Raw genomic sequence first — 12518 nt, 5'->3', positions numbered from 1 at the left:
ATGAATCGCACGTTGTTAGCCGCCGCCGCGCTCGGCACGATCGCCGTTACCCTTGCCGCCGCTCCCGCCAGCGCGAGCGAGGCCAAGAAATCGAGCTTCGGCAGGATGCCCGACGGGCGCGACGTTCCCGCGGTCACGCTGACCAACGGGCACGGCGTTTCCGCCACGGTGATTGCGCTCGGTGCCTCGCTCCAGGCGCTGCTGATGCCCGACAAGGCCGGCAAGATCGAGGACGTGCAGATCGGCTACGACACGCTCGAGGGCTATCTCGCCAAGCCCGAATTCTTCGGCGCGACGGTCGGCCGCGTTGCCAACCGCATCGCCAAGGGCCGCTTCACGCTCGACGGCAAGAGCTATTCGACCCCGACCAACGACGGCCCCAATTCGCTCCATGGGGGCACCAAGGGCTTCGACAAGGTGCTGTGGGAAGTGACCGCGGTGAAGAGCGGACCGGCGGCGTCGGTCACGCTGCGCTATGTCAGCCCCGATGGCGACATGGGCTATCCCGGCACCGTCACCACTTATGCGACCTATTCGCTCGACGAGCAGAACGAACTCACGATTGAATATCGCGCGACCACCGACAAGCCGACCGTCGTCAACATCTCGAACCACGCTTACTGGAACCTCGCCGGCGTCGGGAGCCCGCGCGGCGCGATGGGGCATGTCGTGACGATCCCGGCCGAGCTCTACACCCCGACCGATGCAACCGCGATCCCGACCGGGCGCAACGTGCCCGTCGCCAACACCGTGTTCGACTTCCGCACGCCGCGCGCGATCGGCGACCGGGTGCGCGACGCGCGTGACCCGCAGATCGCTTATGGCCGCGGCTACGATCACAATTGGGTCATCGGCAAGGCGGTGACGCCGACGACGCATCTGATGGCGCGCGTGGTCGAGCCGGTCTCCGGGCGCGGCTACGAATTGTGGTCGAACCAGCCCGGCCTGCAATTCTATTCGGGCAATTTCTTCAACGGCACGATCACCGGCAAGAAGGGCCAGATCTATCGCATGGGCGACGCGATCGTGATGGAGCCGCAGCTGTTCCCCGACGCGCCGAACCAGCCGAACTTCCCCTCGGTCCGGCTCGATCCCGGCCAGACCTACAAGAATGTGATCGTCTACAAGCTGACCGTGCAACGCTGATCGCATCTCCGGGAGAGAGAGAATGAAACTGTTCCTGACAGCGTTGCTCGCCACCGCCGCCGTGGTTGCGGCGAACCCCGCCGAGGCGCGCGAGCGCTGGAGCGAGGCGCAGGCAAATGGCTGGTACGCCAAGCAGCCGTGGCTGGTCGGCGCGAACTACACGCCGGCGACCGCGATCAACCAGCTCGAAATGTGGCAGGCGGCGACGTGGGATCCCAAGCGGATCGATTACGAGCTTGGTCTGGCGCAGGGCATCGGCATGAACACGATGCGCGTGTTCCTCCACGACCAGCTCTGGCAGCAGGACCCCGAGGGCTTCAAGCAGCGCATCGGCGAATTCCTGACGATCGCCAAGGCGCACGGCATCAAGCCGCTGTTCGTTCTGTTCGACAGCTGCTGGGATCCCGATCCCAAGCTCGGTCCGCAGCATCCGCCGATCCCGGGCGTCCATAATTCGGGGTGGGTGCAGGGGCCGGGGATGCCGGGCCTGCGCGATCGCAGCCGCTATCCGGCGTACAAGGCCTATGTCCAGGGCGTGATCGGCGCGTTCGCCAAGGATGACCGGATCCTCGGCTGGGACGTGTGGAACGAGCCCGACAATGGCGCCGACCAGTATAAGGGGCAGGAGGGCAAGGAGCCGCTGGTGCGCGCCCTGCTTGCGCAGGTGTTCGGCTGGGCGCGCGAGGCCGAGCCGAGCCAGCCGCTGACCTCGGGCGTGTGGCTCGGCAATGACTGGGCGCCGGGCGGCAAGGCCTCGGCGATGGAGAAGTTGCAGCTCGCCCAGTCGGACGTGGTGAGCTTCCACGACTATAACTGGCCCGAGACGTTCGAGGGCCGGATCAAGCAGTTGCTGCCGTATCACCGGCCGATCCTGTGCACCGAATATATGGCGCGCGGCAACGGTTCGACCTTCGACGGATCGCTGCCGGTCGCCAAGCGCTATAATGTCGCGGCGATGAACTGGGGCTTCGTCGACGGTCGCACGCAGACGCGGCTGCCGTGGGACAGCTGGCAGAAGCCGTACGTCACCGCCGAGCCGACGATCTGGTTCCACGAGGTGTTCCGCGCCGACGGCACGCCGTATCGCGCTGCCGAGACCGACCTGATCCGCCGCCTGGCGATGGCGCCGAAGGGTGTCGTGCCGCCAAGCGAACCGGCCGCCGTCGCACCGCGCAAGCGGGGCTGAGGATGCGCCGGATCGCCCGCGCCGTGGCGGGGCTGCTGCTGCTGGGGGCGCTCGCCGGCGGCAGTGGGGCGGGCGTGGCGCAGGCGCCGGGCGGGCCGGTCACGCCCTATGTCGATCCGGCCAAAGCCTATCTGTTCGCGCACATGACCAAGGAGCAGTATGGCGTGCTCTTTTATTCGGTCAGCCTCGACGGGCTGCACTGGACACGCGTCAATCGCGGCAAGCCCGTTTCGGCCGACTATCATGGCCACGCGTCGATCGCGCGCGGTGGGGACGGGCGCTACTATCTGGTCGGCAATAGGGGCGACGACGATCCGCTGATCCGCTTCTGGGTGTCGGACGATCTGGTGCGCTGGACGCCGTATGGCACCTATCGCCCCGACCTCGCCGCGGTGCCCGGGCATCCGCATCCGTTGCCGCGGATCGGCGCGCCCAAGCTGATGTACGATGCGCCCTCGCGGCAGTTCCTGCTGACGTGGCACACGCCCAATCTCGACGGCTCTGCGCAGGATCCAGAGCGCTATTGGGGCAGCCAGCGTACGCTCTACGTGCGCTCGCCCGATCTCAAGACCTTCGCCGCCCCGCCCCGACGGCTGTTCGCGTGGGACATGGCGACGATCGACACGGTCATCACGCCGAACGACAGCGGCGGCTATTGCGCGGTGATCAAGGACGAGCGCTATCCGTCTTATGCGTGGCCGACCGGCAAGACGGTCCGGATCAGCTGCGCCAAGGCGCTGCTCGGCCCATACCCGCTGCCGGGGCCACCGCTCAGCCCGAATTTTCGCGAGGCGCCGACGCTGGTCCGCGCGCCGAACGGCGCGGACTGGCTGCTTTACTATGAGCAATATGCGGGCATGGGCTACGGCCTGTCGATGGCGCCGCGGCTGGGTGGGCCGTGGTATCAGGTGTCGGGCAACACCGGCGTGCCCGAGTGGAACCGCTATGAGATGCCGGCGGGAACGCGGCATGGGTCCATGATCGGGATCACCCGGCGCGACTATGATCGGATCGTGGCGGCGTTTCCCAACGAGTAGCGTGCTTCGGCCAAAATCTACGGGAGGGTGGCCCCACGACACCTCGCCCCCCGCCTAGCGCCTCACTCCGCGCGCTGCATCGCGTCGCGCGTATCCTGCAGCGCGAGATCGACCAGCACGCGCATGCTGTCGCCCGCGGCGGCGACGTCTCCCGCCAGGATCGCCTCATAGACGCGCAGATGATCGGGCATCGGGTTGCGCGGCAGCGTTCGGCTGCGCTGCTTGAACTGCGTCGTCCAGGCGACCGCCGCGCCGATGCTCGCGCTCAGCGTCAGCAGCGCATCGTTGCGCGTCGCCTGCAGGATCGCGGTGTGGAAATCGCGATCGGCGGCGCGGCCGATTTCGGTTGCGACGGTGTGGCGCCGCATCACCGCGAGCGCGTCCTTCATCGTCTTGAGATCGGCCTTGTCGCGCCGCTCCGCCGCCAGCCGTGCCGCTGCCGGCTCGACGATCGCGCGCAGCTCGAACAGGTTGCGGACGAATTCGATATCGGGTTCGCCGGCAAACGCCCAGGCGAGCACTTCGGGGTCGAGCAGGTTCCAGCGGCTGCGCGGCAGCACGCGCGTGCCGGTCTTGGGGCGGCTCTCGACCAGGCCCTTGGCCATCAGCACTTGCACCGCCTCGCGATAGGCACTGCGCGACACCTTGAGTTCCTCGGCAAAGGCGACCTCGCCCGACAGCGTGTCGCCCGGCGCATATTCGCCCGACAGGATCGCCAGCCCGAGCTTGTGCGCGACCGCGCCCTTCAGCCTGCGCCCGGTGCCGCGCTGCTCGCGCACCGGCGCCACAGCATCGTCACGCGTCCCGCCTTCGACCAACCCGTCTTCGCCCATCAGTCAACTCTCCGCTTATCGCGCTATCATGGCACTCGCTGCGCCCAAACGGCAAGGATTGCGATACGGGGTCTGGCGCAATAAGTCGGAGTAATACAAGTGCCATCGCGCCTGTAGGAGAGATCGCCATGGTACGCGCCGCGCGCCGCGGTTCCGGCGCGTCGCCTGGTCGGCGGCGGGAACACCGATCTTCGCCCGGCCCTCGAACGCAAAGCTCGCGGCGCCCGGATCGACGGGCACGCGCTAAGCGCGCTGGAGGCACAATTTTACGGATCGCTTATGCAATCGCCGCGCAATCGGCGGCGAGACTTTACGCGCGCGCATGGCAGGGCCGCTGGCGGAAGGTGGCAGCATGCAGCAGCGTTCGTGGCGGGGATATGACCTCAGGGTCCGGTTGGTCGGGGGCGCGTTGGTCGCGCTGGCGGTGGTGTGCGTCGCGCTCCTGCCGGGTCATCGCGGCAATCCGGCGGTGCCGCCCGGCACGGTCGAGCTGTGGCTCGCGCTGATCGCGGTCGCGGCGGGAAGCGTCGGCGCGAGCCTGGTGGCGGTCGGCCGCCAGATGTTCGAACCGGTCGCCGATCCGCGATCGGTGCGCGCCGCGCGCGGCGACACGGGGCGAGACGCGTGATGACGACGCTGGCGCTGGCCGCGCTGGTCTTGCTGTCGTGGGCGGTCAGCTGTGGCGGCGCATTGTGGCTCGGCCTGCGCCCGCGCCGCCGCAGCGGTCAGCGCGCACGCCCGACCGCGCGCCGCTCCGATCTAACGCGCAACCGCGGCATCAGCGAACCTTGAGCGCGGCTGCCTGGTGGTTGACGACGATCCGGATCGGACGACCGGTCGCGCCGACGTGGAGGCCGTCGTCGGCGAAGCGCGCGCGGCGACCGTCGATCGTCGTCGGGCCCGGTCGGCCGGCTGACACCCACGGCAGGACGAATCCGCCCGGCGGCCGCGCCGTCCCGGCGATATCGATCGTCAGCGCGCGATCGTCACTGCGCACGCTCAGATCGAGCGTACCATAAGCGGTGCGCAACCCGCGAATCGCGCTGCCTGCGCCGCTTTGCCAGCGTTCGGTGAGCCCGGCGCCGAGCACCAGCGCTTGGTCGCGCTGCCGCTCGTAGGCGAACAGGTCGAGCGCGGCACGGATGAAGTCGGACGCGACCCAGGCGTGCGGCATGTCGCCGATGAAGCGCTGTTCGCGCGGCAGGCGGCCGACCACCTCGGCCCAGCCGTTCCACGCCGCCGGGCGCCGCGCCGCCATGTAGAAATCGAGCAGATGGTTGGCCCGCTCGGCCCAGCCGAGCCGGACGAAGGCGGAGACGTTGCGCAATTCGTACGGCGTGTAATCGGCCCAGTCGGCGCCAGGCGCGGTGCGCGCGACGACGCGGTCCCATTGCTTTTCGAAGGTCCGTCGCAACTTCCGGGAATCGAGCGCGTCCTGTTCGCCCGCGGGGTCGAGCGCAATCGTGGTCGATGTCGCGTCGAAATCGCCGAGGCTGGTCGCGCCGGGGATAAAGTCGATCCCGAAGCGCTGTGTCGAGGCGGCGATCGCGGCGTGGATGTCACCGGCGAACTGGTCGCGCCCTGCGGCGATGCTCGCGGCCTCGGGCCGACCGAGCACGGTCGCGGCGAAATGGGCGTCGCGATAGCCGGTCAACGCCCAGAAATCGTCCCACAGGCTGTATTGCGGCTCGGCCGAATAGGCTTCGTGGCTGATCGAGCGCGGCATCAGTCCGCGGCTGATCGGGGCACTCGCCGACCCGCGTTCGGATGCGCGCAATTGGTCCATGTAGCGCCGTGCCGCATCGACGCGCGGCCAGTCGCGCGCGAGCGCCGCCCGGTCGCCGGTGAAGCGGTAGAGCTGCGTGACGAGGTGGATATACTCGCCGTTCGAGTCATTTTCGGGCACGGGGTCGGCGCCGCGCGGATCGACGCAGCAGGGCACTTTGCCATCGGCGAACAGCTTGGTCCCGTACCAGTCGGCGAAGGTCCGCGCGGGCTCGACCAGGCCGAGCCGGAGCAGCGTGTCCGACATCATCGCGCCATCGCGGATCCAGCTGCGGTCATACGAGCGCGTGCCGGGCTGCAGCGCGGGGCCGGTGCGGCTCATCAGGATCTGCGCGAGCGCCGATTTGACGGTGTCGGCGACGGGCTGCTGCGCCGTCGGCACCGTGATCGTCACGCCGCCGAGCAGGCTGCGCCAGCGGGTCAGCGCGGCGGCATGGATGCGGTCGAAGCCGGCGCGGTCGAGCGGCGGGCTTGCGGCACCGTCGGGGAGCACCATCGGCACGTCCGCGCTCGCCCCCGGCTCGAGCGTCAGGTCGTAGCCCAGCGTCGCCGACGCCAGCCCGGTCGGGTCGTCGACCTGCCGCGCGCCCGGCGTGGTCCGGACGGCGAGCGCGCCCTGGTCGAACGGCGCGGTGGCGATCAGGTCGGGACGCCGCAGTGGCGCGATCCGGCGGGTGAGCGCGGGGTCGCCGGCAATCGCCGCTGGGCTCGTCACCCCGAGCGTCGCGCCGTCCCACGCGATCCGCGCGATCGGGCTGACCCCGCCGGGCTGGCCGAGGAATTGCGTCGGCGCGTTGACCTGCACCGGCCGCACCGCGAGCAGCAGCCGCAGCGTGCGCCGCGTGCTGCCGGTGTTGGTCACCCGCCAGCGCGCCAGCAGGCGCGGCGCCTGCGGGTCGGCAAAGACCGAGGTGTCGAGCGTCCAGCCCGGCGCATCCCAGCGCACGTGCGGGATCGGCACGGCGCCGTCCTCGAGCGACTGCTGCGCGGTGACATCGGCCCAGCTGAAGGTCGTGCCGTCGGTGACGACGAACGGTTCGATCGAGAAGCCGCCCTTGGCCACTTCGATCGCGCCATCCTCGCCGATCAGCCCGGAATGGCCGCCCGTATCGCGACCGACCAGCGTCCAATAGGGCTGCTCGCCGGTGAAACCGCGCGGGAAGCTGCCGCGCGGCGCATCCTTGGCGAGCGCGGCGACGAAGGCGTTGGGCGTCTCGCCATATTCGGGCGGGCGCGTCTCGATTTCGGCGAGTGCGGCCGGCGGTGCCCCCTGCGGGAGGCTGACGCGCAGATAGCGCAGGTCGGCCTGCGGCAGCGCGATCGGGTCGGTGCCGCCATCGCCAGCGGTGACGCTGCGCAGCGTCTGCCAGCGGCGCGCATCGTCCGAGCCCTCGATCGCATAGCGCGTAGCGCCCTGGCCGGACATCCAGCGCAACACCAGCCCGCCGAGCGCCTTTGTCCCGCCGAAATCGAGCGTGACGGCCTGGCCGCCGCGTCCGGTCCACGCCGTCGCGCGATTGCCGTCGAGCACGCGGGAATCGCTCGCTCGAGGCGCGGGGAGGGGGCCCGCCACGGCAAGCGGCTCGAAGCTTAGATCGTCGATCGCGATCTCGCCCGCGCCACCGTCGCGCCCGCGCACGACGACGACTTCCATCGCCGCGGTCTTGCGCAAGCTCTTGTCGGCGCTCGGCCCCCAGGCGAAGCTGAAATCGCGCGGCCGCAGCACCAGCGTCTGCCATTCGCCGACGGGGCGGAAGTTGCGCCGCTGCACCCACCACACGTTCGCGCCGGTCGCGTCGGTGAACTTGATTTGCAGGTCGTTGACCCCGCCGGTCCCGCGGATCTTGAGCCGCAGCACGAAGTTGGCCGGCCAGTCGATCGGCAGCGTGCGGCGCGCGAAGGCGTAGCCCGCCACCGCGTGGAAATCGTAGCGGAGCCGCAGCGCCTTGCCGGTCGCGCCGGGGACGCTGTCGATCTGCGCGTCGACGCCGTTCGAAGCATTGGCGCTCCACGGCTGCGGGGTCTCGAACCCATCGAGCAACGGCGCCTGCGCGGCGCCCGCCAACAGCATTGCGGCGAGCATCATGCCAGCCACCCGCCGCTGAACCCGGCGCGCTGCAACCCGCGCCGCAAATGTGCGTTCCTGTGCATCGTCCGCCAGATCAGCCCGCTGCGCCGGTTTTCGATCATCGCGAGGATCGGCCCCTGGTCGATCCCGATATAATCGCGATCGATCCAACCGATCCCGGGCTCGACGCGCCCCTGGTTGATCTCGGGACGCGCGGTGGTGAGCGTCGGGTTGAACGAATCGAGGAAGCCGTAGCGCTGGTAGATCGCGCTGCCGTAGCGCTTGTGCATCGCCGCGGCGGCTGGGAGCACGATCTCGGGCGCGAAGGCGATCGACCCGAGCGCCGCGGTCGGCGCGATCGTGCCGTCGTCGCGGTCGCCGGGGCCGCGCGCCGAATAACTGTAGAAGCTGCGTTCGACGCCGTCGATCGTCGCCTTGAAATCGCCGGGCCCGTCGCAGGCGGTCAGCCCCCAGATTTCCGGACCGTAGGCTGCGAACTTGCCGGTATTGGCGATCGCATAGTCGCGCTGCGCATAGGTCGCGCGACGGCTATTCTCGAAATAGTCGATCCCCTTGCTCGCGATGAAGCGATCGTGGATGCCGCGGAAATCGACCCAGGTCTGGCTGTACTGGTGGCCGAACAGCGGCGGGAAGGCGAGGTGCGGTTGCCCCCAGCGGTCGCTCCACGACGGCGCGAAGCGTTCGGTCCAGGCGTTCCACGTCTCGGGCGGGAGCGGGTGCGTCGGCGATCCCAGCGCGAGCAGGTACATCATCAGCGATTCGTTGTAGATGTTCCAGTCGCTCGGGATGTAGCCGCTCTCGGGATGCCAGCCCATCGACACGAACGGCGCGCGCGGGGTGAACCAGCTCCAGTCGACCGCCGCATAGATCTGGTCGGCAAAGGCGCGGATCTGCTTTTCGTCGGGATGCTCGCTGTCGAACCAGCTCTGCGCGAACAGCACCCCGCCGAGCAGCAGCGCGGTGTCGATCGTCGACAGCTCGGTCTGGCGGAAGCGGGTGCCGCTCTTCATGTCGAGGAAATGGTAGAAGAAGCCTTTATGGCCGGCGGTGCCGCTCGGGGCCGGCCCTTGCGGCGCCGTGGCGAAGAAGCGCAGCGTCGCCAGCGTCCGCACGCGCGCCTGGTCGCGGCTGATCCAGCCATTGGCGACGCCGATCGGGTAAGCGGTGAGCGCGAAGCCGGTTGCGGCGATGCTGGCGAAGGACGGCGTCGGCCAGCGATCGGGCGCGAGGCCCGTCACCGGATCGGTCGTGTCCCAGAAATAGCGGAAGGTGCGCTGCTGGAGGTCGTCGATCAGCGCATCCTGCGGCGCAGGCCGCCGCACGACGCGACGCGCCCGGCGCGGCGTGGCGGCGAAGCTGCCACCCGCCAACCCGACGAGCGCCAGCCCGCCGGAGCCGAGGAAGAGACGCCGGTCGATCATCGGGAAAGCCTCGTGGTACGCGAACAAAAAGGGCGGACGGCCCATGGGGGGTGGGGGGAGGCCGTCCGCCAAGGCAGGGAGCGTTAGAAGCGATACCCCAAGCGGAACTGGATCCGCCGCGGCAGCGTCAGCAGGTTGTTGCCGATCCGGGCCGGATCGAGCGGATCGGTGATCCGTCCGGTCGAGGGGTCGATCGTGTTGTTGAAGAAATCGTCGAAGCCCGAGAAGTTGTTGTTGGCGAACAGGTTCAACACGTCGACCGAAGCCTCGAGCGAATCCTTGCCGAGGATCGGGATTTTCTTCGACAGCGTCACGTTGACCTCGCAGAAGGCGAACACACCGCCGAGGCAGTTCTTCTGCGGATAGCGCGCGCTGAAGTCGTTGAAGCCCGAGGTCGAACCGTTGGTGCCGTCGGTCACGCGGAACGCCTGGCCGCTGCCGAGCGTGGTGAGCGTGGCGAACTGGAAGCCGAGCGGCAGATCGACCAGCCCCGACAGGACGAGCCGGTGGCGCTCGTCGCCATCGCGCGGGCGCCAGCCATAGGCATCTGGCGTGATGTTATCGAGGCTGAACAGGTCGCCGCCATTCTGCTCGCCCTTCGACAGCGTGTAGGCGAGGTTGAAGCCCCAGCCCGACGCCTTGGTGTAATTCTTGTCGAGCGTGAAGTAGAGCGCCTTGTAGCGCGTATCGAGCCCGTCATATCCGATCAGGACGTTCGAATAACCGAGCGGCACTACTGTGCCGGTGTTGCAGCAGCCGCCCAGGCCGTTGTTGTTCCGCGTGGCGAACAGGTTGGTGTAGCCATTGCGGCCGCGCTGGTACGACGCGGTGAGCGAGGCCTCGAAGATGCCGAGACGCTGGCGCACGCCAAGGCTGATCTGGTCGTTGACCGGCGGCTTGGCATTGTTCTTGACCGCGAACAGCTCGGGTAGGCCGGCGCTGGTCGAGCTTGCCCGCAGCGCGAGCAGGCCATCGCGGGTGGAATAGGACGGGTCCCACTTGATCGTCGGCAGGCCGTTGCGCGGCAGCCCGTCCGCCGAGAAGCGGAAGACGCCGATCGGGTTGATCGAGCGCGACAGCTCGTCGACCGTGTTGTTGAAATTGTTCCGGTCGTAATACCGCCCGAACCCGCCGAAGATCACCGTCGAGCGATCCCCCTTGAGATCCCACGAGAAGCCGACGCGCGGCGCAACCGCCCCGGCGAACGGCTTGCGGTTGGTGCCGGTCGAAATATAGTCGGTGGGGTTGAAATACGACGTTCGCGGCAGCGACTGCAGCGCCGCGACGGCGGCCGGCGGTGTACGATACTCGTTGTTCACCGCATTGGTCTCATAATCCCAGCGAATGCCGAGATTGAGCTGCAGGCGGCTGGTGATGTTCCAGTCGTCCTGCGCATAGAGGCCGACCTGCGTGTTCGAGCTCTGGATCAGGCCATTGCCCAGGCCGAGGCGCGCTTCTGCCGGGAAGCTGAAGTTGAGGTTGTTCTGCGGCTCGCGCAGGAAGGTGTAGCGCGGCAGGACGTAGGTCTGGTTGTCGAATACGATATCGGTGATCTCGACACGCGCGCCGATCTTGATCGCATGCCCGTTGAAGCCGGAATAGGTGAAGTCGTCGCGCAGCGTATAGCCTTGCTGGACCTGGCGCCGCGTCGAATCCTTGCCACCGAAGATGATGACGCCGGAATAGTCGTAGGTCGGCAGGTTGGGGTTCACCGAGGTCGGGTTGAACGTGTAGTTGATGTAGTTGGCGTTGAATTCGTTGACGAACGTGTCGCCCTTATACGCCCACTTGAACAGATAGGTGTCGACCTTGTTGCGCTTGTTCTCGGCATTTTCGTACGACACGTTGCCGCCGAAGTTTTGGATGTCGGTTTCCTGGCGACGGCTGAACGACACGTCGAAGGTCTGCCGGTCATCGGGGGTCAGCGTCAGCTTGCCGAAGAAGAAATCACCGCGGAACGGGCTGATGAACGCGCCCTGGAAGTCGCTCAGCTTGCGGCCCGAAACCTGCTCGAACTCGGTGATCGCGTCCGCTCCGCCGGTGCTGCGGACGTTGAGCGCGCGGTTCTGGTCGTTGCCTTCATAGGCGCCGAAGAAGAACAGCCGGTCCTTGATGATCGGCCCGCCGAGCGAAACGCCATATTGCTTGCGCGTGAAATCGGGCTTGCGGTTGCCGTCGCGCTTGTCGAGGAACGAGGTCTCGCTGAGCGCCTTGCCGGTATATTGGCCGAACACCTCGCCGTGGAACTCGTTGGTGCCCGACTTGGTCACCGCGGTCACGATCGCCGAACCGGCCTGCTCATATTCCGCCTTGTAATTCTGCGTCAGCACGCGGAATTCCTGCACGGCGAGCTGGCCGAACGGGTTGCCGCGGCTGTTCTGCTGGCCGGCGATGCCGCCTTCGCTCAGCTTGTTCTTGAGGCTGACGCCGTCGATGAAGACGTTGACCTGGCTGGCGGTCGACGCGCCTGCCTGGATGCCCTTGCTGTTCTCGCCGTCATTGTAGCGCACGCCCGGCGCAAGTGCCGCAAACGACAGGAAGTTGCGGTCGGTCTGCGGCAGCGAGCGGATCTGCTGCTGGGTGACGTTGGTGGCGATTTCGCTGGTGCGCGTCTCGGTCAGGCGGCGACCGGTGACGACGATGTCCTTGCCCGACGCCGCGGGTGTCGCGCCGGCGGCCTCGACGGTGCCGTCGAGCGAGGCGGTCTGGCCGATCGCGACGGTGACGAGCTGAGTCGACGTGTCGCCGTTGGTTGCGGTGAAGGTCACCTGGTAGGATCCGGGGCGGAGGCCGTTGAGCACGTAACCACCCGCTGCGTCGGTCGTCGCGCGCAGCGTCTGGTTGGTGTCGCTGCTGACTGCGGCAACCGTTGCACCCGCCACGGCCGAGCCGGCGGCGTCGGTCACCTTGCCGCGGATCGCTGCGGTCGACGTCTGGGCAGAGGCCGGCGCGAGCGCCACGCCGGTGGTGGCGATCGCGGCGCTGGCGAGCAGTAGCCGGAGGTAGGGGGTGGTTCGCATG

General features: G+C 68.1%; 9 protein-coding genes. 5 read left to right on the top strand and 4 right to left on the bottom strand.

What is annotated here, in order from left to right; translation table 11 throughout:
* The 3 genes from U1872_RS04805 to U1872_RS04795 are packed head-to-tail and all read left to right on the top strand — an operon-like array spanning window position 1 to window position 3369.
* On the top strand, window positions 1-1146 hold the full coding sequence (locus tag U1872_RS04805) for an aldose epimerase family protein (protein WP_332791712.1): 1146 nt from the start codon (window positions 1-3) through the stop codon (window positions 1144-1146).
* Between the two features lie 22 nt (window positions 1147-1168).
* Complete coding sequence (locus tag U1872_RS04800; RefSeq protein ID WP_332791711.1) at window positions 1169-2332, top strand: glycoside hydrolase 5 family protein; 1164 nt, start codon at window positions 1169-1171, stop codon at window positions 2330-2332.
* A 2-nt stretch (window positions 2333-2334) separates the two neighbouring features.
* Window positions 2335-3369 (top strand): glycoside hydrolase family protein, encoded by a 1035-nt coding sequence (locus tag U1872_RS04795; protein WP_332791710.1) that lies wholly within the window; start codon window positions 2335-2337, stop codon window positions 3367-3369.
* A 62-nt stretch (window positions 3370-3431) separates the two neighbouring features.
* Here the strand turns inward: U1872_RS04795 and U1872_RS04790 are convergent, their stop codons facing one another.
* Window positions 3432-4202 (bottom strand): FadR/GntR family transcriptional regulator, encoded by a 771-nt coding sequence (locus tag U1872_RS04790; protein ID WP_332791709.1) that lies wholly within the window; start codon window positions 4200-4202, stop codon window positions 3432-3434.
* A 352-nt stretch (window positions 4203-4554) separates the two neighbouring features.
* Between U1872_RS04790 and U1872_RS04785 the strand changes: the two genes are divergently transcribed.
* On the top strand, window positions 4555-4830 hold the full coding sequence (locus U1872_RS04785; protein WP_332791708.1) for a hypothetical protein: 276 nt from the start codon (window positions 4555-4557) through the stop codon (window positions 4828-4830).
* Complete coding sequence (locus tag U1872_RS04780; protein ID WP_332791707.1) at window positions 4827-4994, top strand: hypothetical protein; 168 nt, start codon at window positions 4827-4829, stop codon at window positions 4992-4994. The genes U1872_RS04785 and U1872_RS04780 overlap by 4 nt, the downstream gene beginning before the upstream one ends.
* On the opposite strand, the gene U1872_RS04775 is transcribed toward U1872_RS04780, so the two are convergent.
* The 3 genes from U1872_RS04775 to U1872_RS04765 all read right to left on the bottom strand — a co-directional run bounded on the left by U1872_RS04775 (window position 4981) and on the right by U1872_RS04765 (window position 12517).
* The gene (locus tag U1872_RS04775; RefSeq protein ID WP_332791706.1) at window positions 4981-8073 is read right to left on the bottom strand and encodes a discoidin domain-containing protein; all 3093 of its coding nucleotides are present in this window, start codon (window positions 8071-8073) and stop codon (window positions 4981-4983) included. The genes U1872_RS04780 and U1872_RS04775 overlap by 14 nt on opposite strands.
* On the bottom strand, window positions 8070-9497 hold the full coding sequence (locus tag U1872_RS04770; protein ID WP_332791705.1) for a glucoamylase family protein: 1428 nt from the start codon (window positions 9495-9497) through the stop codon (window positions 8070-8072). The genes U1872_RS04775 and U1872_RS04770 overlap by 4 nt, the downstream gene beginning before the upstream one ends.
* Before the next feature lie 83 nt (window positions 9498-9580).
* Window positions 9581-12517, bottom strand: coding sequence for a TonB-dependent receptor (locus U1872_RS04765; protein ID WP_503654099.1), 2937 nt, complete (start codon window positions 12515-12517; stop codon window positions 9581-9583).
* Between the last annotated feature and the right edge of the window lies 1 nt (window position 12518).

Source organism: Parasphingomonas frigoris, from assembly GCF_036663815.1.
Classification (GTDB): domain Bacteria; phylum Pseudomonadota; class Alphaproteobacteria; order Sphingomonadales; family Sphingomonadaceae; genus Sphingomonas.
This window is presented reverse-complemented; position numbering and strand designations above follow the sequence as displayed.

Bases quoted from the DNA above. Each gene is read 5' to 3' on its own strand.
- U1872_RS04800 (WP_332791711.1), top strand. From the start codon at position 1,169: ATGAAACTGTTCCTGACAGCGTTGCTCGCCACCGCCGCCGTGGTTGCG.
- U1872_RS04805 (WP_332791712.1), top strand. From the start codon at position 1: ATGAATCGCACGTTGTTAGCCGCCGCCGCGCTCGGCACGATCGCCGTT.
- U1872_RS04765 (WP_503654099.1), bottom strand. From the start codon at position 12,517: ATGCGAACCACCCCCTACCTCCGGCTACTGCTCGCCAGCGCCGCGATC.
- U1872_RS04785 (WP_332791708.1), top strand. From the start codon at position 4,555: ATGCAGCAGCGTTCGTGGCGGGGATATGACCTCAGGGTCCGGTTGGTC.
- U1872_RS04790 (WP_332791709.1), bottom strand. From the start codon at position 4,202: ATGGGCGAAGACGGGTTGGTCGAAGGCGGGACGCGTGACGATGCTGTG.
- U1872_RS04795 (WP_332791710.1), top strand. From the start codon at position 2,335: ATGCGCCGGATCGCCCGCGCCGTGGCGGGGCTGCTGCTGCTGGGGGCG.
- U1872_RS04775 (WP_332791706.1), bottom strand. From the start codon at position 8,073: ATGATGCTCGCCGCAATGCTGTTGGCGGGCGCCGCGCAGGCGCCGTTG.
- U1872_RS04770 (WP_332791705.1), bottom strand. From the start codon at position 9,497: ATGATCGACCGGCGTCTCTTCCTCGGCTCCGGCGGGCTGGCGCTCGTC.